The organism is Bacillus cereus group sp. TH152-1LC (genome assembly GCF_027710505.1).
Taxonomy (GTDB): Bacteria; Bacillota; Bacilli; order Bacillales; family Bacillaceae_G; genus Bacillus_A; species Bacillus_A mobilis.
This window is the reverse complement of sequence record NZ_JAQFNK010000009.1, coordinates 65,191-89,869: the sequence shown is the minus strand read 5'-3', so window position 1 is coordinate 89,869 and position 24,679 is coordinate 65,191. Positions and strand designations below refer to the sequence as shown.

The window sequence follows — 24,679 nt, the reverse complement described above, 5'->3', positions numbered from 1 at the left end:
ATATATTTAAAGGCATACGCCAATAAACCAAAATGAATCTAGACGTATGAAACGTCTAGATAAAAAATGATCAGACATCACGAAGTCTATACAAGGGAGCTGGGGGTGATTAAATCGTAGCAAATGTAAGATTTGGTGTAAACGCTTTATTGGACTCGAGAAGACTTTCTCAATATGAAGTGGCTCTAATACAGATTACACATGAAAATAAAATATTGATTAGGGGGGAAAAGGCTTCTTGTAATTAAATTTGAGAAAAAATTGTATGAAGTCAATTTGTAATAGCGTAGCGAGATGAGAAAATATCATGTAAAATAATGGTAAAAATATGTAAAGGAGCGAGTGGTGTGGATGTCTTTTTGAACATTGCTGAAGAAAAAATTCGACAGGCAATACGGAATGGAGACCTTGATCATATTCCGGGAAAAGGAAAACCACTACAATTAGAAGACCTTTCAATGGTACCTCCAGAACTTAGAATGAGTTATAAAATTTTAAAAAATGCGGGTATGATTCCACCAGAAATGGAACTACAAAAAGATATATTAAAAATAGAAGACTTAATTGCGTGCTGTTATGATGAAGCAGAGAGAAAAGAATTACAAGAAGAGTTAACAGCAAAAACGCTTCGTTTTCAGCAGGTAATGGAAAAGAGAAAGATTAAAGATAGTTCAGCTTTTCGTATGTATCAAGGTAAAGTATTTCGTAAATTACGCTAAGAGGGATAAGATGAATACATTTGAAACGATCGAAGAATTAGCAACATATATTGAAGAACAACAATTAGTGATGCTCTTTATTAAAACGGAAAATTGTGGTGTTTGTGATGTTATGCTAAGAAAAGTAAATGGCGTACTAGAGAATTATGATTACGTAGAGAAAGTAGAAATATTACTCCAAGACATGCAAGAAATTGCGGGGCGATATGCAGTATTTACAGGGCCAACGGTTTTATTATTTTATAATGGAAAAGAGATCCTTCGTGAATCGCGCTTCATTTCACTTGAAAATCTAGAAAGAACCATTCAATTATTCGAAGATTAAGGGAGGCTTTTATATGGAATTTATTATTGTCATACTATTATTTGTTGTAGTTGGAACGATCGTAACAGCAGTTCGATCAAACAAAAAGAAGGTAAATCTTACGAAACAAAATAACATTCATAATTCATCTAACAACTCATCACCATTATTTTTCTTTGCTGGATCTGATAATGATAGCTCGCATGGAGGATCACATGATTGTGGAGGATCTTTTGGCGGAGATAGCGGAGGTAGCTGCGATGGTGGCGGAGGCGGCGGTGATTGATGAGAATACGCCCTATAACGGGCGTATTTCTTTTTAAACAAACGTTTGATTAGTTGGCTTACATATGCATAACAACAGTTAAACAAACGTTTGATTAATATTTTTAACGTACTAAGGGGAATAGAAATGAAAAGGGAACTGAAAGTGAAAAACAAGGGGAAAGTAGTGTTATTTTTATTAGCTGCGGGAGGCGTAGTTCTTGTTAAATTAGGATTTAAAATTGGAATCATACATATGATTCGAACGTGGTTTGAAAGTACGTTTTCTTAAATAAGGAGTATATCCTCTTGCGATAGAGGTTTTTTATTTGTTATTATTAGACTGAACGGTCGGTTTAAAGAGGTGTGAATATGAGAAGAAGTGCAGAAGAGATAAAGAAAGAAATTGCCTATAAAGCAGAAAGTCTGTTTTCACAGAAGGGCTATGCAGCTACATCTATGGAAGAGATTTGTGAAATTACAGAGCGAAGTAAAGGAAGCATTTATTATCACTTTAAAAGTAAAGAAGAATTATTTTTATTTGTAGTGAAACAGCATACGTATGATTGGCTTGAAAAATGGAATGAAAAAGAGAAGTTGTATAGTACGAATACTGAAAAACTATATGGTCTCGCGGAATATCATGTCGAGGACATACAGCAGCCTATTTCAAATGCAATAGAGGAATTCTCTATGAGCCAAGTTGTAAGTAAAGAGATTTTGGATGAACTATTGGCTTTAACTAGAGAATCATATGTTATGTTTGAGAAACTAATTGAAGCAGGCATACAGTCTGGAGAGTTTCGTGAAGATAATACGCGTGATCTTATGTATATTGTGAATGGATTATTATCGGGGCTTGGAGTACTTTACTATGAGTTAGATTATAAAGAGCTGCAACGTATTTATAAAAAGGCAATAGATGTATTGTTAAAAGGAATGGCAGCTGAATAATAAGTCAGTTGCTTTTCTTACAAAATAAACTAGACCGAACGGTCGGTTTATGAAAGGGGAATGAAAATGAACGCTTTATTTAAAAACCGAGCATTTATGCTCGTTATGGCATCTGATATTTTACAACAATTTGCAATTTGGATCAGAAATATGGCTCTTTTATATTTCATAATGGAGCGAACGAATAATGATCCAGTTTCAGTTTCTTTGTTATCGGTTATGGAATATGCACCTATTTTTATTTTCTCGTTTATCGGTGGGGCGCTAGCTGATCGCTGGAATCCGAAAAGAACGATGGTTGCTGGAGATGTTTTAAGTGTACTGTCTATTGTAGGAATTGTCTTGTTGTTAAAGTTAGATTATTGGCAGGCTATATTTTTTGCAACACTCATTTCCGCGATTGTAGGTCAGTTTTCTCAGCCATCATCTTCGCGTATATTTAAGCGCTATGTAAAAGAAGAACAGGTAGCAAATGCGATTGCATTTAACCAAACATTACAGTCATTATTTCTGATTTTTGGACCAGTAGTAGGATCGCTTGTGTACACACAACTTGGTTTATTTACGTCACTATATAGCTTAATCATTTTATTTTTGTTATCTGCTATTGCTCTTTCGTTTTTACCAAAATGGGTGGAACAAGAGCAAGTGGCGAGAGATTCATTGAAAAATGATATAAAAGAGGGGTGGAAATACGTTCTTCATACGAAAAATTTACGTATGATTACGATCACTTTCACCATTATGGGCTTAGCTGTTGGACTAACGAATCCATTAGAAGTGTTTCTTGTAATAGAACGGCTTGGAATGGAAAAAGAAGCAGTTCAATATTTAGCCGCAGCTGATGGAATCGGTATGTTAGTCGGTGGGATTGTTGCTGCAGTTTTTGCTTCAAAAGTGAATCCGAAAAAGATGTTTGTATTCGGTATGAGCATATTAGCAATATCATTTTTAGTAGAAGGGCTATCTACATCATTTTGGATTACTAGTTTCATGAGGTTTGGAACAGGTATTTGTTTAGCTTGTGTTAATATCATTGTCGGTACGCTTATGATTCAACTTGTACCAGAAAATATGATTGGAAGAGTAAATGGAACAATTTTGCCGCTGTTTATGGGGGCGATGTTAATCGGAACTTCACTAGCTGGAGGATTGAAGGAGATGACTTCACTAGTTACTGTATTTTGTATAGCAATGGCACTTATTTTATTTGCGATAGGGCCGGTTCTACGCATGCAAATAAATAAAGAAGATGTCGCTAATAAAGAGGAAATAACAAATTCGTTAGCTTCGAAATAACCATTGTAAGGGAGCAGAATTGCTCCTTTTTTTGTGGCAATCTTTTGACAATGAAATGCCCCAACTATATACTGATGATGTAAAAACGATTTTACAGGTTAGGAGAAATGGTGTGAAAAATCAAATCTATGAATTACGCACTGAAAACAATATTTCACAAGGTGCATTGGCTGATAAGTGTAAAGTTTCTAGACAGACGATAAATGCAATTGAGAATAATAAATATGATCCAAGCTTAGCGTTAGCATTCCGTTTAGCTGAAGTATTAGGAACAACTGTTGATAAACTATTTTTGTACAAGCTGTAGGGGGAATAGTTGTTGGGGAAAGAGAAAATAAGCCTTGTAGTTACGACATTAGTGGCTATAAGTACGTTAGTGTTTGCACTTTATTATTGGTTAATTGAACTTCAAGTAAACTGGTATGCACTATTTATTTGTAGCATCGCATTACATTATATGTTTAAAAGTTTGGCATCGCATAATGTGGAAGGGACAACGGAGGAGAAAGAAGATGTAGAAAAGCATGTATTAAAAACAAGTGCAAATGTTACGTATTATGTACTTGTTGTATTAATTTTTGGTTTGTTTTTCGCATCGGTAGGTTTTAATAAATGGATTGATTTTCATAACATACCGCTTTTGTTTGCGTTATGCGCTGCGATAGTTGTAAAGCCGGCTGTAGAATTTTTACTTGTAAGACGTTATCGATAAAATAAGAAAAAGATCCTCTTCTCATATGAAGAGGATCTTTTTCTTATAGCGTTTTCGTTTTTGGACTAGGTGGTGTAACGGATGTACTATTTTCAGGAACTCTAGTTAATAAGAATCCACCGATAATGAACAGTACAATAATACTAAGGACACCAGCGTTTGTTTTTCCCGTTAATTGCGTCGTAACACCGACTAATACTGGACCCATAATCGCTGCGAACTTGCCAAATATATTATAAAATCCGAAGAATTCATTTGCAGATTCTTTAGGTACTAGTTTTGCAAAATAGGAACGACTAAGCGCTTGAATACCACCTTGAGAAGTGGCAACTAACATTGCTAAAATCCAGAAATCGAGTGTTGTTTTTAAGAAATAAGCATATGTGCAGATAATAATATAAATAATAATACCGACATATAGCATTTTTTTCCCTGTAAATGTTTCTGATAATTTTCCATATAATAAAGCGAATGGACAAGCTACAATTTGTGTGACAAATAAGATGATTAATAGATTCGTTGCACTAATACCGAGATCTGTTCCGTAAGCGGTAGACATAGTAATAATTGTATCGACCCCGTCAATGTAGAAGAAATAGGCGATTAGGAACATGAAGACTGTTTTATATTCTTTAATATTTTTAAAAGTATCAGCAAGGCGTTTGAAGCTCATTGCAATCGGTCTTGGATGGCGTTCAATATAATGCGTTTGCTCTACGTTTTTTAGCATTGGAATTGTAAATAATCCCCACCAAAGAGCTGTTATTGCGAATGAAATTTGACTAGCAATGCCGACTGATAAAGGGATAGTTCCTTTTTGAGCAAGAATAATAAGAGCGATACAACCGATAAAAGGAATGGTGCTCCCAATATAGCCTAATGCAAAGCCTCTTGTAGAAATTCGGTCCATTCTATCTTTAGAGGTAACATCTACTAAAAATGCATCATAAAAAATGTTTGCTCCCGCAAAACCGATTAGTGCGAGCATATAGCAACCTAGTAATAAGTACCACTGAGATGTTGGGACGACTGCTAGCATACTTGTAAATACGATGCCGAGTCCGAAGAAGAATGTGAAAAATCGTTTTTTAAACCCTTTATAATCAGCAACTGTGCCGAGAATAGGAGCAAGTATAGAAATTAACAGTGTAGCGAACGAGTTTGCATATCCCCAATATGCTGTTGAAGTTGCACCAGATAGTCCAGCTTCTTTTGCAGCTGCCTTAAAGTAAATTGGGAATAATGCAGTTGTAATGACGAGCGAATATACCGAGTTCGCCCAATCGTATAATATCCAGCTTTTTTCTTGTCTGGACATTTTTTTCATATAATGTTCCCCCTTAAATTTGTTCTACTAACAGTGTACAAAAATAAAAATTATAAAAAGAGAAACAGTGATGATTTTTACATAACTTTTACATATATACACAGTTCTTTACAATTGAAGTAAATCCTCTACAATTGATCCGTCTGTTTCACCTAAGTGTAAACCGAGTAGCCTAGCGATAGTCGGACCTTCATCAATAAGTCTCATATACGGGATGGTAACACCGCTTTTTATCCCTTTCCCACCAGCAATAAAAATTGTTTCATAGTTAGGTTTTGTCGGGGAGTATCCATGCGTACCAAATGTATATTTTTTACTAGGCGTAACATCTTTTTCAGTAATTTCTTTTATAAAATCGCCTGTATAGTTTTCAGTGAAATAATAGCCTTCTTGTGCTTCCAACATAAATAAACAATTACCATCTGCACCACAGTCTTTTGCAGCTTCATCATGTAGTATAAATTCAATACCGTTTTGTTTATTTTGAAGTAATTCTTCAAGTAGTAGTTGTACTTTTTGAATTGTATCTGTATCATTTTTGTCTTTCACATATACATAGGCAGAGCCATCGCAACTTTGGCAATAGGCCTTCCAGTCTACTAATTTTCCTTTTGAGTTTATAGATATAAGCCCTTTTTGATGAAATAGTACATTTAATTGAATGGCTTTGTTTTCACTTAAAGCGCTATGATCACCAAGAGCAATAATTGTACTCTCTTCGTATAGATCACTGTCTTTTAAAGCTTGAATAATTTTTCCTAGCCGTTCATCATGTCTATGAATTGCGGCTATTGTTTCTTGAGATTCAAAGCCGTAATAGTGTCTTTGGGTGTCTAAATCGGTGAAATGTACAAACATGACATTAGGCTTTTTCGTCTGAATTGTATGCACAGCAGAAGCAAGTACGAAATCATCGAGTTCAGGCTGGGATAAGCCATTTCTTATATGACCAAAACGTTGATTCAAATCTAATTGATATAGCGGGCTACCGCTAAATAATGAAACTAAAATTTGATTTTGCCACGGTCTATTTGGAAAAATTTCTGGTAAATTGTAATCAATATTTGCTCTGCCGGTAACAGGCCATAGAAGGGCAGCTGTCGTTAAATTTGCTTTACGTGCTTCATCGTATAACGTTGTTCCTTTAATGGATTTTCGATACCAATGCCAATCTGGTGACTCGCGTCCAGGTTGAAGTAATGTATTGCTAACTACGCCATGTTTATTAGGGTAGTTTCCAGTAACGATTGTTGAGTGACTTGGATATGTTACAGAAGGATAAATAGGTTCCACTTTTCTCGCCATCGCGCCCTTGTTTATTAATGTTTGGAAATTAGGAAGTTTTTGTAATATAGGAAAATCTAAAGCTGATAAGCAATCGAAAGATAAAATAATGACGTGGTTTGTTAATGCTTTATCCATAAAGTTCCCTCCTGATTATATAAAACCTATTCTTATATATTACTATTAATACCTAGTAATAAAAATATATTTCTAGGTAAAAATTTATTATTTATTTTCAGAAAAGTTAAACATATAATTAAGTATAAGGGAATGAATGGGAGGAGGAAACACTATGGATTGGCTAGATGGATTTAGTATCTTTTATATCATTGGCGGAATTACGATTATCCTTGTATTTGGTATTTCGTATTTACTAAAGAAACGGTTTCCAAACAAACAGTTCGATATTATATTTGCACTTAGTTTAATACTTCTTTGTTTAGCATCCTTTCCCGTTACAATGATGGTAATTGGTGGATGGGAAGGAATGGGATATGGATTTATTGGTTTTTTCGTTCTACTTGGTACACTTATCGGTATGATTGCACATCAACTTTTAAAAATCACGAGAAAAAGCTACGTATAAAACTGCAAAAAACGAAAAGAATATATAAAAATGAGAAAATTAGCTATTGTTTTAAAAAAGAATTTGTATTATGATAATCAACAAATTTATTTCGTTATAACGATGAAAAAGGACTAGTACATGTTCAACCTTTTTAGCAGAGAGAGAATCAGCCCGGCTGAAAGATTCTTAAAAAGGCGATATGGAACCTACCTTTGCGTTCTGCATATGCAGCGGGAATTTCCCGTTATCAAAAAGAGAGCATGCGAAATTTTTGTGCATGAATCAGGGTGGTAACGCCGGCAAAGCTCGGTCCCTATTTAGGGACGCGGGCTTTTTTGTATTTTCAAAAGGAGGAAGACTGACTATGGCAAAAGAACAAGTACAAGCGATTACGAAGATGGAAGAGGACTTTGCACAGTGGTACACAGATATTGTAAAAAAAGCAGAGCTTGTTGATTATTCAAGTGTAAAAGGATGTATGATTCTACGTCCGTACGGTTATGCCTTATGGGAAAATATGCAGAAAGTGATGGATGAGAAGTTAAAAGCAACTGGTCATGAAAATGTGTATATGCCAATGTTTATCCCAGAGAGTTTATTGCAAAAAGAGAAAGACCATGTAGAAGGGTTTGCTCCTGAAGTAGCATGGGTGACACATGGCGGGGATGAAAAGTTAGCAGAAAGACTTTGTATACGCCCTACATCTGAAACTTTATTCTGTGAGCATTTTTCAAAAATTGTGCAATCCTATAATGATTTGCCAAAGCTATATAATCAGTGGTGTTCAGTAGTTCGTTGGGAGAAAACAACGCGACCATTCCTTCGTACAACGGAATTCTTATGGCAAGAGGGTCATACAATTCATGAAACAGCAGAAGAATCTCAAGCTGAAACGTTACATATTTTAAATCTATATGCTTCTTTCTGTGAAGACTACTTAGCGATACCAGTAATTAAAGGACAAAAAACAGAGAAAGAAAAATTTGCGGGCGCAAAGGCGACTTATACGATTGAAAGCTTAATGCATGATGGGAAAGCACTCCAAACAGGAACATCTCATAACTTTGGAACGAATTTCTCTGAAGCATTTGATATTAAGTTTTTAGATCGTAACGGTAAGTGGCAATATGTACACCAAACATCTTGGGGTGTATCAACAAGAATGATAGGTGGACTTATTATGGTTCATAGTGATAATAATGGGCTTGTAATGCCTCCTAAAGTCGCACCAGTGCAAGTTGTTATTGTACCAATTGCTCAGCATAAAGAAGGAGTTTTAGCGAAAGTAACAGAGTTACAAGAACATATTCAAAAGGTTGCACGAGTAAAAATAGATGCTAGTAATAAAACACCAGGCTGGAAATTTAATGAGTATGAAATGAAGGGCATTCCAATTCGATTAGAAGTTGGCCCTAAAGATATTGAAAAGAATCAAGTCGTACTTGTAAGACGAGATACGAAAGAAAAAGAATTTATATCAATGGATCAATTAGAAGAACGTATTCCAGCATTACTTGAGGAAATTCATAATTCTTTATTTAATAAGGCAAAAGTATTTCGCGATGAGAATACGTATAGTGCGACGAATTTCGAAGAGATGAAAAAAGTAGCGGATGAAAAGCAAGGATTTATTAAGGCAATGTGGTGCGGAGAATTAGCTTGTGAAGAGAAATTAAAAGAAGAAGTTGGAGTATCTTCACGCTGTATGCCTTTTGAGCAAGAGCATTTAGCTGACGAATGTATTTGTTGTGGTCAAGAATCTAAACAAATGGTGTATTGGGGAAAAGCGTATTAATACTCTTTCTGATAGGTGATAAAAAGGACTTTGGGCTGCATAATATAATGCAATCCAAAGTCCTTTTTAGTTTTACAATTTATTTCATGTATGTTTTAGATGGAAGGATGTGTTTTATTTTGCATTTTTACGGCGAATAAATAGTAACATACCGATTAGGAATGTTGAAAGTCCCATTAAAATAGATGCAGGATAATGTGTTGCCGTATTAGGTAACTTATCGCCTTGTTTTTTCTCATTATCTTTTACATTGCCACCTTGAGAACCGTTGCCCCCCTGAGAACTGCTATCGCCTTTAACACGGTTACTGCCTTGAGAGCCACTACCGCCTTGAGAACTACTATCGCCTTTAACTCGATTGCCGCCAGAACCACTGCCACTAGAGCCGTTACCGCCAGAACCGTTACCGCCCTGAGAACCACTGCCGCCAGAACCGTTGCCACCAGAACCGTTGCCACCAGAACCACTGCCGCCAGAACCGTTGCCACCAGAACCGTTGCCACCAGAACCACTGCCATCAGAACCGCTACCGCCAGAACCGTTGCCACCAGAGCCATTGCCACCAGAGCCATTGCCACCAGAACCACTGCCATCAGAACCGCTACCGCCAGAACCGTTGCCACCAGAGCCATTGCCACCAGAACCACTGCCACCAGAACCACTGCCACCAGAACCGTTGCCATCAGAGCCATTGCCACCAGAACCGTTGCCACCAGAACCACTGCCATCAGAACCGTTGCCACCAGAGCCATTGCCACCAGAGCCATTGCCACCGGAACCATTGCCACCAGAACCATTGCCACCAGAACCGCTATCGCCAGAACCGTTGCCACCGGAACCATTGCCACCGGAACCATTGCCACCAGAACCACTATCGTCCTGAGAACCGCTGTTTCCTGGTGGTTTATTATTATCTTTTGAGTTACCTTCTGCTAAATGATCGTTATTTTGTACAATTGCGTTTGTTGCTGGAGAGAAGTTTTCCGTTGCTGCATTACCGATATTTAAACCGCTAAAAAAAGATAAAGAGAGTGTTGATGCTAAAATGAAGATTTTCGTCATTGTTTTCCTCCTAAGAAATTAATATTCCATCTAAAATACATCCCTTTGTAATATTTCTTAGGAAAAAGAGTTTTATGCAAAAAAAACTATATATAGAAAAAGGTGGTGTATTTTTGAAGAGAGAAAAGAGTTAGTGTAAATTCTTTATAATAGTAGAGTGGTGGGAATTTTACACTCATTACAGTAGAGGAAGTGACAGCAGATGAAAGAATATATTGCATTTGATATTGGTGGTACACAAATTAAATATGGGATTGTTTCAGAAACAGGGACAGTACGAAAGCATAAAACAGTTCTAACAGAAATTCATTTGGGTGGGGAACAAATCATTCAAAAACTTATTCTTCTATCCAAACAATTAATGAATGAACATACGATTTCAGGAATTGGCATTAGTACTGCGGGAATTGTTAATATTCATAAAGGAGTTGTAATGGGAGGGGTAGAGCATATTCCGAACTACGCAACTATTCCTATTATTGATAGATTGCAAGAGGTATTACAAGTTCCTGTGTCCGTTGAAAATGATGTGAATTGTGCAGCTTTGGGTGAGAAGTGGAAAGGTATTGGAAACGGAAAAAGAAATTTTATTATGCTTACTCTTGGAACTGGTATTGGAGGAGCGATTTTTATAGATGGAGAGTTATACAGAGGACATTCTTTTAGTGCTGGTGAATGGGGAAATATGTTAATAGAAGGAAAGCCGTTTGAAGAGGTCGCTTCCATTTCAGGGTTAATTCGTCTTGTACGAAAATATAAAGGTGAAAGTGATTGGAATGGAAAAACGATTTTCGAACTGTACGATAAAGGAGATAGAGAAGTTACGCAAACGGTTGAGGTTTTCTTTAAACATTTAGCCATTGGAATTAGTAATCTTGCTTATATTTTCAATCCAGAAATGATTGTTATAGGTGGAGGGATTACTGATAGAGGAAACCAGTTCTTAAAAGAAGTAAAAGAAGAGATAGAAAAATATTTAAACAAAGAGATTTATAGTAATTGTGAGATTGAACTTGCACAAAACGGTAATTGCGCAGGAATGATTGGTGCTATTTACCACTTCTTACATCATCATAAGTAAGTTATATGAATGTTTTCATATAACTGAGAATTTATCCTTTTTATCACTAGGTAAATAATGCTACAATATAAGGGAAGAATACAATATTTTCCGCCTTGGAAAATGCTTTGTAGAAAGGAAGAAACTGCATGCCTATTATTTTAGAAAAAGGTCAAAAGATCGATTTAACGAAAGGACAACCAAAAGTAGCAAAACTACAGGTTGGCTTAGGCTGGGATCCAATTGGGCAATCAGGTGGGTTTCTGTCTTCATTATTTGGAAGTAAACCAAATGTAGATTGTGATGCATCTGTTGTTATGTTAGAAGGAGATCGCTTTTTAAACAAAAACGATTTAGTTTACTTCGGAAACAAGCTTTCTACTTGTGGTAGTATTATTCATTCAGGAGATAATTTAACAGGTGAAGGCGCTGGTGATGACGAAACAATTTTCGTAGAATTACATAAAGTTCCGAGCCGTATTAATCGTTTAGTATTCGTTGTAAATATTTATGACTGTGTAAATCGTCGTCAAGATTTCGGGATGATTCGTAATGCATATATTCGAATTCAAAACCCGCAAACTGGTGAAGAATTAGCACGCTATAATTTATCGGATAATTATGCTGGCAAAACGACTCTAATTGCAGGTGAAATGTATCGCCACGGAAGTGAATGGAAGTTTTCAGCTGTTGGAGAAGGCACACAAGATAAAAACTTAAGTGAGATTGTATCACGTTATCAATAAAATAAACCGAGGAGGAATTGAATATGGCATCAATTTCATTGAAAAAAGGACAAAAGGTAGACTTAACAAAAACAAATCCAGGTCTTTCAAAAGTTCTTGTAGGACTTGGTTGGGATACGAATCGTTATGACGGACAAAACGATTTCGATTTAGATGTTAGTATTTTCTTAGTAGGTGCTAACGGTAAAGTTTCAGGTGCAGAGGATTTCGTTTTCTATAATAACCCAAAAGGTGCGAATGGTGCTGTCGAGCATTTAGGAGATAACCGAACTGGTGAAGGTGAAGGCGATGACGAATCGATTAAAGTAGATTTGAAAAATGTACCTGCACATATTGAACGTATTTGTTTCACAATTACAATTTACGATGGAGAAGGACGTAGCCAAAACTTCGGACAAGTTTCTAACTCTTTCGTACGTATTTTAGATGAAGAAAAGAATGCGGAGCTAATTCGTTACGATTTAGGAGAAGATTTCTCTATTGAAACAGCTGTTGTAGTAGGGGAATTATACCGTCATGCAGGTGACTGGAAGTTCAATGCAATCGGAAGTGGATTCCAAGGTGGATTAGCTTCTCTATGTAACAATTTCGCTTTAGATGTAGAGTAATAGCTTCGTATATCCATCGGTGAAACAGATGTTTACTGGTGGATATATTTTTTAAGATTAAAATATAGAGGTGAATATAAATGGTTATTCAATTGCAAAAAGGACAGAAGATTGATTTAGGTAAGACAAGCCCAGGTTTAACAAAAGCGGTAATTGGTCTTGGATGGGATATTAAATCTTATGACGGTGGATCAGATTTCGATTTAGATGCATCAGCATTCCTATTAGATGCGAACGGGAAATGTACGAAGGAAACTGATTTTATTTTCTATAATAATTTACAGTCTCCTTGTGGATCTGTTTTGCATACAGGGGATAACCGTACAGGTGAAGGTGAAGGCGATGATGAGCAACTTGTTGTGGACTTAAAGAAAGTTCCGGCAGATGTGAACAGAATTGCTATTACAGTTACAATTTATGATGGAGAAGGCCGTAATCAAAACTTTGGACAAGTTGGAAACGCGTTCGTTCGTTTAGCGGATGAAGAAACGAATGAAGAAGTTCTTCGTTTTGATTTAGGGGAAGATTTCTCCATCGAAACAGCAGTTGTCTTTTGTGAATTATACCGTCATAATGGACAGTGGAAGTTTAATGCAGTAGGAAGCGGTTTCCAAGGTGGCTTAGGTGCGCTTGTAAGAGCGTATGGCTTGGATGCATAGAAAGGAAACGATATTCGTTTCCTTTTTTTGACCTTTCTATAAATCTAGCAAAGAATAGGGGATAAAGGTAAGATGAGTATTTTGCAAGGAATCCTTGATACGTATGCTCAGTTTTTCGACTTGGACATGTGGATTAGAGTGTTGCAAGATCCAGTATCTTGGGGATTAATAGGTACACTTGTTGTACTTGAAGGTTTGTTATCTGCTGATAATGCACTTGTATTAGCAGTAATGGTAAAACACCTTCCGGAAGAAAAACGTAAAAAGGCATTATTCTATGGACTTATTGGAGCTTATGTATTCCGATTTATTGCGATTGGAATTGGAATGTTCTTAATTAAATTAGCATGGGTAAAAGTGTTAGGTGCACTTTACTTAGCTTGGCTTTCAGTTAAATACTTCATTGATAAAAGAAAAGGTAATGCAGAAGAAGAGGAAGCTCATGGTATGAACCAAAATAGTATTCTCTTCAGAATGTTTGGTGTCTTCTGGGGAACAGTTGCGATGGTTGAATTAATGGATATCGCGTTCTCTGTAGATAGCGTACTTGCTGCATTTGGTGTATCAAATGAAGTTTGGATTCTATTATTAGGTGGAATGCTTGGTATTTTAATGATGCGCGGTATCGCTGGTGTATTCTTAAAATTGTTAGAGCGTATTCCAGAACTGGAAACGACAGCATATATTTTAATCTTAATTATTGCAGCAAAAATGTTACTGTCTGTTATTCATATTGAAATAAGTCATGCAGTGTTCTTTATTATTTTAGTTGTAGCATTTGGAGCAACATTTATACTTCACTACATGAAGAATTCTGGACAAGCTAAAGAAGAAGTTGCAGCGACTAAAAATAATCATAAATAATTGAAATGGGTTTGCTCGTTTTACGAGCGCCCATTTTTTATAACCAAAAATAGTTTATAATAGAAGAAAGACTTAGAAAAAACGTAAATGTTTTTGGAGGTGAACTGTTGTGTTTTCACGTTTTACACTTCAACCATATGGATTAAAAGATGAATCAGATTTAAAGCAATTTGAAACACTTTTAGAAAAACGCCCACAGTATGAACTGACAGAGAATGAGATGAAATTTAGTTATATAGCATGTAGAATCCTTGGTGTTCCTAATGATGTAGATGAATATTTTAATGAGTTATTTGATTATAGTGAAGCGAAAGGAATCGAAGTTTTACACGAACAAAATTTAAACAAAGTGATTGATTCGGAAAAGCTTCGTCATATTCAAGAAGTGTTCGGATTACATCAAGAAGCACCAAATGGTCTGACAGTAAATAGGTTAGTGGCACACTTATCTGGGAAACAACTTTTACCGAAAGTAGACAATCCTGACTTACAGCATTATATACATACGTCGTTTATTTCTGTATTGAAATTATACGAGAAACAACATAACCAATCGTTAAAAACAGAAGGATTCCGTCGTTTCTTAATTGATATAATTAAATTAAGTGAAAATTACGTAGCGAAGTGGTTTTCTACGGTTAATTATAAGAAACAAATGCCACGTATCGTTTGGTACGGTGATGCGACGGAGAGCCGTATATATTTCTTATACTTCCTTATTATGCTCGGCTGCGATGTACTTTATTATCATCCAGAAGGAAAAGATGGATTTGAGAATGTTGATGAAGAGGGAAAAAGTTTTGTTGTGTCTCATCCAGGTCGTATTTCTCTTGAGCCATTTCCAGATCGCCGCCGCGAACGTGTTGCAACAGTAGCGTATCAAGCTTCAAAAGAAATTGAGCAAGTACTTCACCACGATAATTCACTGCTGTACAAGCCGTGGCAATTCCGTTCATATACGCCTGTAGCTCGTACGCTCAAAACAACGTATGATGAACTCTTTTTAATTACGAAAGAAAAGGCATTTGTACGCCCGACATTCTTTGTTGAGAATAAACACATATATATCCCTTCTTTATTTGCGAAAATATCAGGTGTTTCAAAAAATGATAAAGAGTATTTTCAGCGATTAAAGGCTGTTACATCATTTGATAACAGTTTATTAATTAATACATTCCCGTTTACGAAAGAACAAAAAGCAAATTTCCAATATCATTACCGAGATGCTTTAGACCGCGGGGGGAAATTACATCCAGATTTAATTATGAACAGTCATTGGTGGCCGCATAAACGATTGCCAGAAGGATTACAACATGGTATTGCAGAGGCGATCATTCATGCGTGCGAAAGTGAAATGTGTAAACCAATTGCAAAAGAGACGAAACAAGATGTAGCGCTATATGTTTTCGCACAACTTTCTCAAATACCACCGAACATTTTAGAACAGCTTGAGAAATTTGATTATTCACAAGATGTACCGAAAATTGTTATATTTAATAATGAGAAGAGCGGAGAATTAACTCGTTCTGATGCTGTTTTATTACTATTTTTAAATCAAATAGGAGTAGATGTATTCCACTTCAATCCAACGGGACGAAATGATATTGAACCGTATATTGATGCAGCAGCATTTGATTCACATTGGCTTGAAGAAGTTAATTTCGATCTTGAGTTTCATGGTTCATCAGCCTATAAAAATTTATCACAAACAATAAAAGGACTATTTCGTCCATTTTTATAAGGAAAGGGAGAATACCATATGAATAACCCAGTCGTACTAGATTCGAAAACAGAATTAAATGAGCAAACAGCACAAGATGTTCGCTTGCAACTTAGACAAGATGCAGATGTGCAACGTATTTATAATGCGGTAGATATTAAGGATCAGTTAGAATTAATTGAACTTGGAAAAGAACCTTCTATGGAAATTTCACGTTTTGCTGATCAAATTTTACATACAATGTCTTTATCAAAAATAGAAGACTCTGGAGAATTATTAAAACAGCTTGGTAAAATTATGGACAGATTCGATAGCAAAGACTTTGCGGAAGAGAAAAGTGGTTTCTTCTCACGTATGTTCAAAAAAGCGGATAAAATGATTGAACAAATTTTTAGCAAGTATCAAACGATGGGCTGCGAAATTGATAAAGTGTATGTGGAAATTACGAAGTATCAAGATGAAATGAAAAAATCAATTGGTACGTTAGACGGTTTATATGAGCAAAACTTAAAATATTATTTAGACTTAGAAAAATACGTAGTAGCAGGGGAAATGTTATTAGATCGTTTAAATACAGAGTTAGTTCCGATGTATGAAGAGCGTGTACGTAACAATGACCAATTAGCAGGTATTGAATTAGAATCACTGAAAAACTCTGTTGAAATTTTAGAGCAGCGTATTGATGATTTAGAAAAAGCACGTATGGTTGCGTTACTTACAGCACCACAAATTCGTATGATTCAACGTGGTAACAATAAATTAATCGGTAAAATCAATACAGCATTTATTACAACGATTCCTATCTTTAAAAATGGTATCATTCAAGCGGTAAATGCGAAGCGTCAAAAGCTAGTGGCAGATTCTATGGCTGAACTGGATCGCCGTACAAATGAATTACTTAAGAAGAATGCACAAAATATCGCAACGCAAAGTGTGGAAGTAGCGAGATTATCTGGTTCTTCTAGTATTAAGATGGAAACACTTGAGGAAACTTGGAACATTATTTCAAGAGGTATGCAAGAAACACAACAAATTGAAGAACAAAATAAACGTGAGCGTGAAGAAAGCCGCAAACGAATGGCTACGTTAACTGAGAACATTAAAAAAGAATTACAAGGATAAATTGAAACTTTAATCAGCGGGGACATCTCCCAAAAATAGTGAAATAAATGAAAAGGCAATGAGGAGCAGTCCTCATTGCCTTTTAGTTTCTCTTCACTAATTTAATGATCTCATTCACAACAAGTGGAATGATACTTAATAAGAGAACAAATCCCCAATCTCGCATCGTTAATGCATGCACACCGAATATATTTGCAAGAGGTGGGATGGAGATGATACAAACTTGCATGAGAACACCGATAAGAAGGGAGAAAACTAAATATTTATTTGTAAAGATCCCAATTGAAAAAATGGATTTCGTTCTCGAACGCAAGTTAAATGAATGAACGAGCTGAGAAAAACTAAGAACGACAAATGCCATCGTTTGAGCATGTAATAGAGCATCTTCATCAATTTTCTCTGGGAAAAGAGGGAATAAATTTGTATCACCGGTATAGAATTTTGCTCCGGCGATAAAGGCTGCCAGCGTTAAAAGTCCAATGACAGCTCCATTGAAAATAAGAAAAGGAACGCTACCACTAAATAAGCTTTCTTTCGCATGTCGTGGTTTTTCCTTCATCACGTCTGAATCTTCAGGATCAACCCCAAGTGATAATGCAGGCAGTGTATCTGTAATTAAATTAACCCACAAAATGTGAATAGGTCGTAGTGGTGTTGCCCAGCCGAGTAAAATGGCTAAAAATAAAGCAATAATTTCTCCGAAGTTACAAGAGAGTAGGAAGAGAATTGATTTTTTTATGTTCCGATAAATATTTCTACCTTCCTCAACAGCCTTCACGATAGATGAGAAGTTATCATCCGTTAAAACGACATCCGATGCTCCTTTTGCAACGTCTGTTCCCGTAATGCCCATCGCTACGCCAACATCTGCTTGCTTTAAAGACGGTGCATCATTGACGCCATCACCAGTCATAGAAACGATATTGCCTTTTGCACGTAATGCTTTTACGATCTTTACTTTATGTTCTGGAGAGACCCTAGCGAATACATGTAAGTGATCAATTTTGCTTGCTAGTTCTGTATCTGAAATGTTATCTAATTCAGTTCCAATCATAATTTCAGATATGTCTTCAGCAATGCCAAGTTCTTTGGCAATGGCGAAGGCGGTATCTTTATGGTCACCAGTAATCATAACTGTGCGAATACCGGCCTTTTTACATTCTGTAATTGAATCTTTTACTTCAGTTCGCGGTGGATCAATCATACCGACAAGACCAATAAAGATGAGGTTTTCTTCGAGATGACCTATATCCACATCGCTTGAATTGTATTGTTTAAATGCGAATGAAAGTACTCTTAAAGCCTCTTGAGACATTGACCCGGCAACTTCTAATATTTGAGTTTTATCAGCCTCTGTTAGACCCTCGATTTTACCGTTTTTAAATATGTGGGTACATCTAGGTAAAAGCTTATCGATAGCACCTTTCGTCATACTATAGTAGCTTTCATCGTATGTATGCACGGTTGACATCATTTTACGATCGGAATCGAAAGGCATCTCGTTAACACGCTCATGTATCTTTTCTAAATGATCTTTTTGCATGTTAAAAGTGCTTCCCGCAACGAGAAGAGCGATTTCTGTAGGGTCCCCTGTTTGTGAGTCAGAACCGTAAGACGCATCGTTACATAGCACCATATTTTCTAACAATAGGCGTTGCGCATCGTTATTTACATTTAAATTTTCTAAGTGATTGTATGTGTTATCGCTATAAAAGTGAGTAACGGTCATTTTATTTTGTGTTAACGTACCTGTTTTATCTGAGCAAATAATTGTGACAGAACCAAGAGCTTCAACAGCTGGTAGTTTCCGAATGATAACATTTTGTTTAATCATGCGCTGTACACCAATTGCAAGAACGATGGAAACGATAGCTGGCAACCCTTCTGGAATAGCTGCAACGGCTAAACTAATAGCAGTCATAAACATTTCTAACGTATCCCGGCCTTGTAAAAAGCCGATGAGAAACATAACGATACAAATAGCTACAGCGACAAAGCCTAAATACTTTCCGACTTGTGCCAAGCTTTTTTGAAGTGGTGTCATATCATCGTCTGCTTCATGTAAAAGGGTAGCAATCTTACCAATTTGTGAGTTCATGCCAGTTTCAACAGCAACACCGACGCCTCGGCCATATGTTACAAGAGTAGACATAAAGGCCATGTTTTTTTGATCGCCTAATGGTACTTGCTCATCACTTTGCATGGAAGGGTGGGAGATTGCATCTTTATCAACAGGGACGGATTCACCAGTTAGAGCAGATTCTTCAACTTTTAAATTTGCGGTTTCGATAAGTCGTAAATCACATGGGATATATCGGCCAGCGTCGAGCATAACGATATCACCGGGAACGACGTGCTCAGATGGAATTTCTTTTAGTTCACCATTTCGCTTGACGATTGCTTTAGGTGTCGCCATCTTTTTCAATGCCTCTAAAGCTTGTTCTGCTTTTGATTCTTGGACGACACCAATAACAGCGTTTAAAACCACAACGAGCGCGATAATACTTGCATCAGCCCATTCACCTACAAAGGCTGAAATAAGAGCAGCAATAATAAGGACATATACGAGGACATCATTAATTTGGGCGAAAATCCGCTGCCATAACGTGCGTTTTTGTTTTGTAGCTAATTCATTAGAGCCGTATTGCTTTAAACGTTCATTTACGATTTCATCTGTTAAACCGTGTTGTTCGTTTGTTTCTAGATCAATTAACGTTTGATCTTTCGTCTTACTGTACCAATTGCTCATAAGTAAGCACCTCCAGTAAAAACAGTTAGCAATGGTAGTGTTGCTATTATTTGTGAGTAGTATGTATGGAGAAAAAATCTAAGGTGAGGTTCTACTTCCATTGTACAATATTTTACAGTTTGTTGAGGGAAAGAGAAGAGTTGTCATGAATTTGTTGGAAATAAAAAAGAGCCTCATAAGTGAGGCTTCTTACTTTTTAATTAATGTACCTAATTCTTCTGTAATAGCTTGCATTTCACTAATGCTGAATGTTTCACGTTTCATAACATGATCATAAATGTCACGTAAGTCTTCGTACATTTCTTCATTAAAGCTAGCAGCTCTCATCGCTCCAGCATTAACCATACGTAATTTTTCTTTAATAGCTTCGACCATATATTCAACGTTTTCTTCTGACTTTACGGATAAATCCACCGAAGTGTCCCCCTTTAAAATAACATAAGGCTATCTTAACATTTTTTATCATTTTCGTTAATGAATCTTTTCAATCCTATTAAATTAGTAGGGATTTCCTTTATATTTAATAATTGGTTGTTTATACTATAAGTATATATTAAGAAATGCACCAAGAAGGGAAGAAACAAAAATATGGTTCAAGTATTGTTTGTTTGTCTTGGGAACATTTGCCGTTCTCCGATGGCAGAAGCAATTTTTCGAGATCTTGTCGTAAAAGAGGGACTCGAAGAGAAAATTGTCATTGATTCTGCAGGAACTGGAGATTGGCATGTTGGCCATCCGCCACATAAAGGAACACAAAAAATTTTAAAAGAAAATGCAGTCACTTTTGAAGGAATTAAAGCAAGGCAAGTAGAAAAAGAAGACTTAACAAAGTTTGATTATATTATTGCCATGGACAACAAGAATATAGCAGATTTAAAAAGTTTAGGTAAAACTGGAGGCTATATTGGTAGACTGTCCGATTTTGTTCCAGACGGTGGCTGGACAGACGTTCCCGACCCTTACTATACAGGGAATTTCCAAGAAGTATATGACCTTGTAACAGAAGGGTGTGCAAAGCTATTAGCTTTCATTCGAAATGAACAAGGAATATGAGGAAGCTTAGAAAGAAATACTTTCTAACATAAGAAATGAAAGGGTGAAGGAATATGGCAAAGAAAAATAATATTGCTCGAAACATTGCGATTGGTGTAGCTGCAGGTGTAGCTGTATCTATGTTGAAGAAGGAAAACCGTGAAAAAGTAAAAAATACTGCGGAAAAAGCAAAAACAAAGATGATTGAAATCGGCGAAAATGCAAAAATCAAAGAAAAAGTGCAAACTGTTACAGATAAAGGGCGCGAACTCGCTGACTTCAATGTAGTAAAAGCGAAAGTAGCAGAAATTAAAAAATTGACGCCGTCTGTTGTAGAGACGTTAAAAGAAACGAAAGAAATTTTTAGTAAGAAAAAGGTTGAGCCAGCAGAGAAGCCAGAAACGATTGAAATTCAAGCTGTATCTACAAAGGTAGATGAGCTGAAAGCAGAGGAAGAGCCAGTAGTTGCTGAAGATGGCGGTATGAAGGAAGCGCGTGAATTATTTATGAAAGACTCAAGTGCAGAGGAAAAAAAAACTGAAGCGTACATTGAGTTAAAGCAAGATAAAGAAGAGAAGAAAAGCGTTTAAACATATATGAGAAAAATTTTAGAAAAGGTGAGGAGACATCGTACTTATTCGTTTGGTAAAGACTTGTATGACCGAACGATGCGCGATGATGTAGCGGGCTTGGCAGCACAGCTCGCTTATTTCTTCTTGCTTGCGATTTTTCCTGGGCTTGTTTTCTTAATTACGCTTCTTGGATTCATTGACCTTCAAACAGAAAGTGTGCTCAATTTATTAGAACCGTACGTACCCGAAGATGCAATGGCCTTAATCGAAGTAAACGTTGATAAAGTTGTAAATGAGCAAAATGGTGGTTTATTATCATTTGGTTTATTATCGATGCTATGGTTTGCTTCAAACGGGGTAAATGCGGTTATGAATGCTTTTAACCGCGCGTATGATGTAACAGAAACACGTTCTTTTATTAAAACGAGAGCTTTATCAATTGTGTTTACGTTAGCAATCATTTTTATGATTGTGTTTGCGCTAATTGTTCCAGTGTTTGGACAAGTGATTGGGGCAGCGGTATTTAAAGCAATTGGTTTATCGGATAGTTTTTCTTACGTGTGGAGTATTACGCGGTTAGTAGCGAGTTTCTTTGTTTTATTCGCATTGTTTAGTTTTTTATATACATTTGCACCAGATCGAAAGTTAAAAAGAAGAGAAGTCATTTCAGGAGCAACATTTGCTACTGTAGGATGGATTGTGGTATCGTACTCATTTGCTTATTATGTAGATAAATTTGCGAATTACGCCAATACATACGGTGGTCTCGGTGGTATTATTATTTTAATGTTATGGTTTTACTTAACTGGATGGGTAATTTTACTTGGCGGTGAAATTAATGGTTTACTCCATCATTATAGAACGGGTGACAATAATTCCCGTAATGAAAAGTGAGCTCTTGTTCCATAATAAAAGGGAACAGGGGGGATATTTCATGAGTAATAATAAAAAGAACCACAACAACAAAAATAACAATAAACAAAAGAGCAGTTCGCATCCAAAGCATAAAACGAGTAGTAGTGCGAACGGGCATAATAGCTACCATTAAAAAAACGGGTCCTCTATGAGGGACCCGTTTTTATCCCGCTTTAATGGGCAGTAAGCCCCCCACCTCAAAATTCAGCGAAAGCAAAGAAGTTAGGTGGGGGATCAACTGCCCATAAAAGTCCGATTGGTTCAACTAATAATCAGTGGGGGATGAAGAAAAACCCCCACTGATTAAAGTTTCACTTTATTTGTTTCCTTTTAATAATCGTAAGCCATTCAAAATGACAAGAATCGTACTTCCTTCATGCCCAATAACACCGAATGGAAGGGCTAAAAATTGCAAGAAGTTTGAACAAATCAGCATTGCAATTACAACTAGTGAAAAGATTACGTTTTGCTTTACAATACGGTTCATACGTTTTGACAAGCGGATTGCTTGGGAAAGTCGAGATAATTCGTTTTTCATAAGTACAACGTCTGCAGTTTCTAAAGCTACGTCCGTTCCTTCACCCATTGCTACACCAATGCTCGCGGTAGCGAGTGCAGGGGCATCATTAATACCATCGCCGACCATTGCTACTGTCCCATATTTTTCTTTTAGCTTCTTAATCGTTTCAACTTTTGTTTCTGGTAAACATGATGCGTAATATTCCTTTATATTACTTTCAGAGGCAATTGCTTTTGCCGTTTCTTCATTATCACCAGTAATCATAATTGCTTCGACACCAATGCTTTGTAATTCGCGAATAGCAGCTATTGTTTCTTGGCGAAGTGTATCTTTTAAAGCGATAAGTCCAAGAATACCTTCTTCATCACTAATATAAACGACAGTTTTACCTTCTTTTTCAAGTGAGGCAGAAATACCACTATGAAATGTCTTTGTTTCTTCACCGATAAAATCAGCTTTACCTATTTTATAAGCTTTGTTTTCGAATATACCTTTTAGCCCGAAACCAGTTACATCTTCAACATTTTCTGGTTTTTTTATTGCAATGTTATACGTATGTTGTGCATATTTAACAATAGATTCAGCTAAAGGATGTGTAGAGTGACTTTCAATTGCTGCTGTAATAGAAAGTACTTCTTTTTCTGTCATATTTTCTCGAACATATACATCTGTTACGGTAGGTTTTCCTTGTGTTAATGTTCCTGTTTTATCAAAAGCGATTGCTTTTACTGAAGCGAGGCGTTCTAAATGTATGCCACCTTTAAAGAGAATTCCATTTCTTGCTCCGTTAGAAATTGCAGATAACGTTGCTGGTGTAATGGCAGCAACGAGTGCACAAGGAGATGCGACTACAAGTAAGATCATAGCGCGATAAAATGTTTCATTCCAGCCCCAGTCCAGTAAGAAATGAGGAACGAACATCATAAGTGCAACAACGAGTAGTACACCTTTGACGTATGTCCCTTCAAACTTTTCGATGAATAGTTGTGATGGTGATTTTTCACTTTGTGCACTTTGGACAAGACGGATAATCTTTTGGAATAATGTTTGATTGCTCGGCTTCGTAATTTTCACTTCGATAGCACCACGTAAATTTACAGTACCGGCAAATACTTCATCACCGAATTTTTTTTCATTCGGAATAGGTTCTCCTGTAATAGCAGCTTCATCGATATTTGTTTCACCGTTATGAATTGTGCCGTCAGCAGGAACACGCTCACCTGGTTTAATTAAAATAATGTCGTTAATTTGTAATCGTCCTACAGGAACACGTTCCTCGGTTCCATTTGAAATACGTAATGCTTCTTCAGGTTGTAAATCAAGAAGCGCTGAAATTTCTTTTTGACTTTTACTTAATGTATAAGATTCCATCGCACCGCTCAGTGCAAAGATAAAGATTAAAATCGCGCCTTCTGCCCAGTAGCCAATGATAGCAGCACCGATAGCAGCAAAGAGCATGAGCATTTCGACATTTAGCTCTTTCTCTTCAATTGTATCTTCAATACCTTCTTTCGCTTTTGCATATCCACCAACTATATAAGCAAGGATATAGCAAGTAATGCCTACATTCATTGCATCGTTCTTTGTGAATAACCAACCAGCTAAAATGAAAATACCAGATGCGATTGCAAAGATAAGTTCATAATGTTTCTTTAATGTATCCCATAAAGAGGGATGAGAAATAGACTTTTGTACTTGTAATGTTTTTACTTCTGAGTTCATTACTACTCGCTCCTTCCAAATTCTTATTGAGAAAAAGAATCAAAATCGAAACCCCTATAAAACGACGAAAGCTGCCATCCATAATGGATAGCAGCATTTCTG

26 protein-coding genes and 1 other annotated feature are annotated in these 24,679 nt (G+C 36.4%); of the genes, 20 read left to right on the top strand and 6 right to left on the bottom strand.

What is annotated here, in order from left to right; genetic code table 11:
• The first annotated feature begins 347 nt into the window (after positions 1-347).
• The 8 genes from PDL00_RS20170 to PDL00_RS20135 all read left to right on the top strand — a co-directional run bounded on the left by PDL00_RS20170 (position 348) and on the right by PDL00_RS20135 (position 4,252).
• Positions 348-719 (top strand): DnaJ family domain-containing protein, encoded by a 372-nt coding sequence (locus PDL00_RS20170; RefSeq protein WP_000382352.1) that lies wholly within the window; start codon positions 348-350, stop codon positions 717-719.
• Positions 720-729: 10 nt separating this feature from the next.
• Positions 730-1,044: a thioredoxin family protein gene (locus PDL00_RS20165; protein ID WP_242257271.1), complete on the top strand. Its 315-nt coding sequence runs from the start codon at positions 730-732 to the stop codon at positions 1,042-1,044.
• 13 nt (positions 1,045-1,057) lie between these two features.
• The gene (locus tag PDL00_RS20160; RefSeq protein ID WP_000394367.1) at positions 1,058-1,309 is read left to right on the top strand and encodes a hypothetical protein; all 252 of its coding nucleotides are present in this window, start codon (positions 1,058-1,060) and stop codon (positions 1,307-1,309) included.
• 126 nt (positions 1,310-1,435) lie between these two features.
• A complete protein-coding gene (locus PDL00_RS20155; protein ID WP_000817921.1) occupies positions 1,436-1,579 on the top strand; it encodes a hypothetical protein in 144 nt (47 codons plus the stop codon).
• An 80-nt stretch (positions 1,580-1,659) separates the two neighbouring features.
• Positions 1,660-2,241 (top strand): TetR/AcrR family transcriptional regulator, encoded by a 582-nt coding sequence (locus tag PDL00_RS20150; protein ID WP_001254436.1) that lies wholly within the window; start codon positions 1,660-1,662, stop codon positions 2,239-2,241.
• 66 nt (positions 2,242-2,307) lie between these two features.
• The gene (locus PDL00_RS20145) at positions 2,308-3,540 is read left to right on the top strand and encodes an MFS transporter (protein ID WP_242257272.1); all 1,233 of its coding nucleotides are present in this window, start codon (positions 2,308-2,310) and stop codon (positions 3,538-3,540) included.
• A gap of 55 nt (positions 3,541-3,595) precedes the next feature.
• Positions 3,596-3,847, top strand: a complete 252-nt coding sequence (locus PDL00_RS20140; protein ID WP_002070345.1) for a helix-turn-helix transcriptional regulator — start codon at positions 3,596-3,598, stop codon at positions 3,845-3,847.
• A gap of 12 nt (positions 3,848-3,859) precedes the next feature.
• Positions 3,860-4,252, top strand: coding sequence for a hypothetical protein (locus PDL00_RS20135; protein ID WP_242257273.1), 393 nt, complete (start codon positions 3,860-3,862; stop codon positions 4,250-4,252).
• 43 nt (positions 4,253-4,295) lie between these two features.
• Here PDL00_RS20135 and PDL00_RS20130 read toward each other — a convergent pair whose 3' ends face one another.
• A complete protein-coding gene (locus tag PDL00_RS20130) occupies positions 4,296-5,579 on the bottom strand; it encodes an MFS transporter (protein ID WP_061676697.1) in 1,284 nt (427 codons plus the stop codon).
• 108 nt (positions 5,580-5,687) lie between these two features.
• Positions 5,688-7,001 (bottom strand): alkaline phosphatase family protein, encoded by a 1,314-nt coding sequence (locus PDL00_RS20125; RefSeq protein ID WP_242257274.1) that lies wholly within the window; start codon positions 6,999-7,001, stop codon positions 5,688-5,690.
• Positions 7,002-7,155: 154 nt separating this feature from the next.
• On the opposite strand from PDL00_RS20125, the gene PDL00_RS20120 reads away from it, so the two are divergent.
• Positions 7,156-7,449: a YesK-like family protein gene (locus PDL00_RS20120; protein WP_242257275.1), complete on the top strand. Its 294-nt coding sequence runs from the start codon at positions 7,156-7,158 to the stop codon at positions 7,447-7,449.
• A gap of 93 nt (positions 7,450-7,542) precedes the next feature.
• Positions 7,543-7,749, top strand: a binding site (T-box leader).
• Positions 7,750-7,795: 46 nt separating this feature from the next.
• On the top strand, positions 7,796-9,226 hold the full coding sequence (gene proS / locus PDL00_RS20115) for a proline--tRNA ligase (RefSeq protein ID WP_242257276.1): 1,431 nt from the start codon (positions 7,796-7,798) through the stop codon (positions 9,224-9,226).
• A gap of 114 nt (positions 9,227-9,340) precedes the next feature.
• On the opposite strand, the gene PDL00_RS20110 is transcribed toward proS, so the two are convergent.
• Positions 9,341-10,288 (bottom strand): LPXTG cell wall anchor domain-containing protein, encoded by a 948-nt coding sequence (locus tag PDL00_RS20110; protein WP_270730853.1) that lies wholly within the window; start codon positions 10,286-10,288, stop codon positions 9,341-9,343.
• Positions 10,289-10,490: 202 nt separating this feature from the next.
• Here PDL00_RS20110 and PDL00_RS20105 point away from each other — a divergent pair, with 202 nt between their 5' ends.
• From PDL00_RS20105 to PDL00_RS20075, 7 genes are all read left to right on the top strand, one after another.
• Positions 10,491-11,369: an ROK family protein gene (locus tag PDL00_RS20105; RefSeq protein ID WP_242254615.1), complete on the top strand. Its 879-nt coding sequence runs from the start codon at positions 10,491-10,493 to the stop codon at positions 11,367-11,369.
• Positions 11,370-11,497: 128 nt separating this feature from the next.
• The gene (locus PDL00_RS20100) at positions 11,498-12,094 is read left to right on the top strand and encodes a TerD family protein (RefSeq protein WP_001121586.1); all 597 of its coding nucleotides are present in this window, start codon (positions 11,498-11,500) and stop codon (positions 12,092-12,094) included.
• A gap of 23 nt (positions 12,095-12,117) precedes the next feature.
• Positions 12,118-12,702, top strand: coding sequence for a TerD family protein (locus PDL00_RS20095; protein WP_270730850.1), 585 nt, complete (start codon positions 12,118-12,120; stop codon positions 12,700-12,702).
• An 80-nt stretch (positions 12,703-12,782) separates the two neighbouring features.
• Positions 12,783-13,361, top strand: a complete 579-nt coding sequence (locus PDL00_RS20090; RefSeq protein ID WP_270730849.1) for a TerD family protein — start codon at positions 12,783-12,785, stop codon at positions 13,359-13,361.
• Between the two features lie 72 nt (positions 13,362-13,433).
• Positions 13,434-14,225, top strand: a complete 792-nt coding sequence (locus PDL00_RS20085) for a TerC family protein (RefSeq protein WP_242254613.1) — start codon at positions 13,434-13,436, stop codon at positions 14,223-14,225.
• A 109-nt stretch (positions 14,226-14,334) separates the two neighbouring features.
• Positions 14,335-15,966 carry a YceG family protein gene (locus tag PDL00_RS20080; RefSeq protein WP_270730847.1) on the top strand — a complete coding sequence of 544 codons (1,632 nt, stop codon included), beginning with the start codon at positions 14,335-14,337 and terminating at the stop codon, positions 15,964-15,966.
• 18 nt (positions 15,967-15,984) lie between these two features.
• Positions 15,985-17,067 carry a toxic anion resistance protein gene (locus tag PDL00_RS20075; protein ID WP_270730845.1) on the top strand — a complete coding sequence of 361 codons (1,083 nt, stop codon included), beginning with the start codon at positions 15,985-15,987 and terminating at the stop codon, positions 17,065-17,067.
• A gap of 82 nt (positions 17,068-17,149) precedes the next feature.
• Here PDL00_RS20075 and PDL00_RS20070 read toward each other — a convergent pair whose 3' ends face one another.
• Both PDL00_RS20070 and PDL00_RS20065 read right to left on the bottom strand, forming a co-directional pair.
• Positions 17,150-19,816 (bottom strand): cation-translocating P-type ATPase, encoded by a 2,667-nt coding sequence (locus tag PDL00_RS20070; protein WP_270730843.1) that lies wholly within the window; start codon positions 19,814-19,816, stop codon positions 17,150-17,152.
• A 189-nt stretch (positions 19,817-20,005) separates the two neighbouring features.
• On the bottom strand, positions 20,006-20,230 hold the full coding sequence (locus PDL00_RS20065) for a DUF1128 domain-containing protein (RefSeq protein WP_000366196.1): 225 nt from the start codon (positions 20,228-20,230) through the stop codon (positions 20,006-20,008).
• Positions 20,231-20,404: 174 nt separating this feature from the next.
• Here PDL00_RS20065 and PDL00_RS20060 point away from each other — a divergent pair, with 174 nt between their 5' ends.
• From PDL00_RS20060 to PDL00_RS20050, 3 genes are read left to right on the top strand one after another with little or no spacing between them, the layout of a single operon-like run.
• Positions 20,405-20,869 (top strand): low molecular weight protein-tyrosine-phosphatase, encoded by a 465-nt coding sequence (locus tag PDL00_RS20060; protein ID WP_000250910.1) that lies wholly within the window; start codon positions 20,405-20,407, stop codon positions 20,867-20,869.
• Between the two features lie 53 nt (positions 20,870-20,922).
• Complete coding sequence (locus PDL00_RS20055; protein ID WP_242254606.1) at positions 20,923-21,438, top strand: DUF4075 domain-containing protein; 516 nt, start codon at positions 20,923-20,925, stop codon at positions 21,436-21,438.
• A 6-nt stretch (positions 21,439-21,444) separates the two neighbouring features.
• Positions 21,445-22,314: a YihY/virulence factor BrkB family protein gene (locus PDL00_RS20050; RefSeq protein ID WP_242254604.1), complete on the top strand. Its 870-nt coding sequence runs from the start codon at positions 21,445-21,447 to the stop codon at positions 22,312-22,314.
• A 337-nt stretch (positions 22,315-22,651) separates the two neighbouring features.
• Here the strand turns inward: PDL00_RS20050 and PDL00_RS20045 are convergent, their stop codons facing one another.
• Entirely contained in the window at positions 22,652-24,577 is a 1,926-nt protein-coding gene (locus tag PDL00_RS20045) for a heavy metal translocating P-type ATPase (protein ID WP_270730840.1), read from the bottom strand.
• Between the last annotated feature and the right edge of the window lie 102 nt (positions 24,578-24,679).

What these genes read in the sequence shown, in the direction of transcription:
- PDL00_RS20165 (WP_242257271.1), top strand. Translation starts at nt 730, where the DNA reads ATGAATACATTTGAAACGATCGAAGAATTAGCAACATATATTGAAGAA.
- PDL00_RS20160 (WP_000394367.1), top strand. Translation starts at nt 1,058, where the DNA reads ATGGAATTTATTATTGTCATACTATTATTTGTTGTAGTTGGAACGATC.
- PDL00_RS20155 (WP_000817921.1), top strand. Translation starts at nt 1,436, where the DNA reads ATGAAAAGGGAACTGAAAGTGAAAAACAAGGGGAAAGTAGTGTTATTT.
- PDL00_RS20150 (WP_001254436.1), top strand. Translation starts at nt 1,660, where the DNA reads ATGAGAAGAAGTGCAGAAGAGATAAAGAAAGAAATTGCCTATAAAGCA.
- PDL00_RS20145 (WP_242257272.1), top strand. Translation starts at nt 2,308, where the DNA reads ATGAACGCTTTATTTAAAAACCGAGCATTTATGCTCGTTATGGCATCT.
- PDL00_RS20140 (WP_002070345.1), top strand. Translation starts at nt 3,596, where the DNA reads ATGCCCCAACTATATACTGATGATGTAAAAACGATTTTACAGGTTAGG.
- PDL00_RS20130 (WP_061676697.1), bottom strand. Translation starts at nt 5,579, where the DNA reads ATGAAAAAAATGTCCAGACAAGAAAAAAGCTGGATATTATACGATTGG.
- PDL00_RS20125 (WP_242257274.1), bottom strand. Translation starts at nt 7,001, where the DNA reads ATGGATAAAGCATTAACAAACCACGTCATTATTTTATCTTTCGATTGC.
- PDL00_RS20120 (WP_242257275.1), top strand. Translation starts at nt 7,156, where the DNA reads ATGGATTGGCTAGATGGATTTAGTATCTTTTATATCATTGGCGGAATT.
- proS (WP_242257276.1), top strand. Translation starts at nt 7,796, where the DNA reads ATGGCAAAAGAACAAGTACAAGCGATTACGAAGATGGAAGAGGACTTT.
- PDL00_RS20110 (WP_270730853.1), bottom strand. Translation starts at nt 10,288, where the DNA reads ATGACGAAAATCTTCATTTTAGCATCAACACTCTCTTTATCTTTTTTT.
- PDL00_RS20105 (WP_242254615.1), top strand. Translation starts at nt 10,491, where the DNA reads ATGAAAGAATATATTGCATTTGATATTGGTGGTACACAAATTAAATAT.
- PDL00_RS20100 (WP_001121586.1), top strand. Translation starts at nt 11,498, where the DNA reads ATGCCTATTATTTTAGAAAAAGGTCAAAAGATCGATTTAACGAAAGGA.
- PDL00_RS20095 (WP_270730850.1), top strand. Translation starts at nt 12,118, where the DNA reads ATGGCATCAATTTCATTGAAAAAAGGACAAAAGGTAGACTTAACAAAA.
- PDL00_RS20090 (WP_270730849.1), top strand. Translation starts at nt 12,783, where the DNA reads ATGGTTATTCAATTGCAAAAAGGACAGAAGATTGATTTAGGTAAGACA.
- PDL00_RS20085 (WP_242254613.1), top strand. Translation starts at nt 13,434, where the DNA reads ATGAGTATTTTGCAAGGAATCCTTGATACGTATGCTCAGTTTTTCGAC.
- PDL00_RS20075 (WP_270730845.1), top strand. Translation starts at nt 15,985, where the DNA reads ATGAATAACCCAGTCGTACTAGATTCGAAAACAGAATTAAATGAGCAA.
- PDL00_RS20070 (WP_270730843.1), bottom strand. Translation starts at nt 19,816, where the DNA reads ATGAGCAATTGGTACAGTAAGACGAAAGATCAAACGTTAATTGATCTA.
- PDL00_RS20060 (WP_000250910.1), top strand. Translation starts at nt 20,405, where the DNA reads ATGGTTCAAGTATTGTTTGTTTGTCTTGGGAACATTTGCCGTTCTCCG.
- PDL00_RS20055 (WP_242254606.1), top strand. Translation starts at nt 20,923, where the DNA reads ATGGCAAAGAAAAATAATATTGCTCGAAACATTGCGATTGGTGTAGCT.
- PDL00_RS20050 (WP_242254604.1), top strand. Translation starts at nt 21,445, where the DNA reads ATGAGAAAAATTTTAGAAAAGGTGAGGAGACATCGTACTTATTCGTTT.
- PDL00_RS20045 (WP_270730840.1), bottom strand. Translation starts at nt 24,577, where the DNA reads ATGAACTCAGAAGTAAAAACATTACAAGTACAAAAGTCTATTTCTCAT.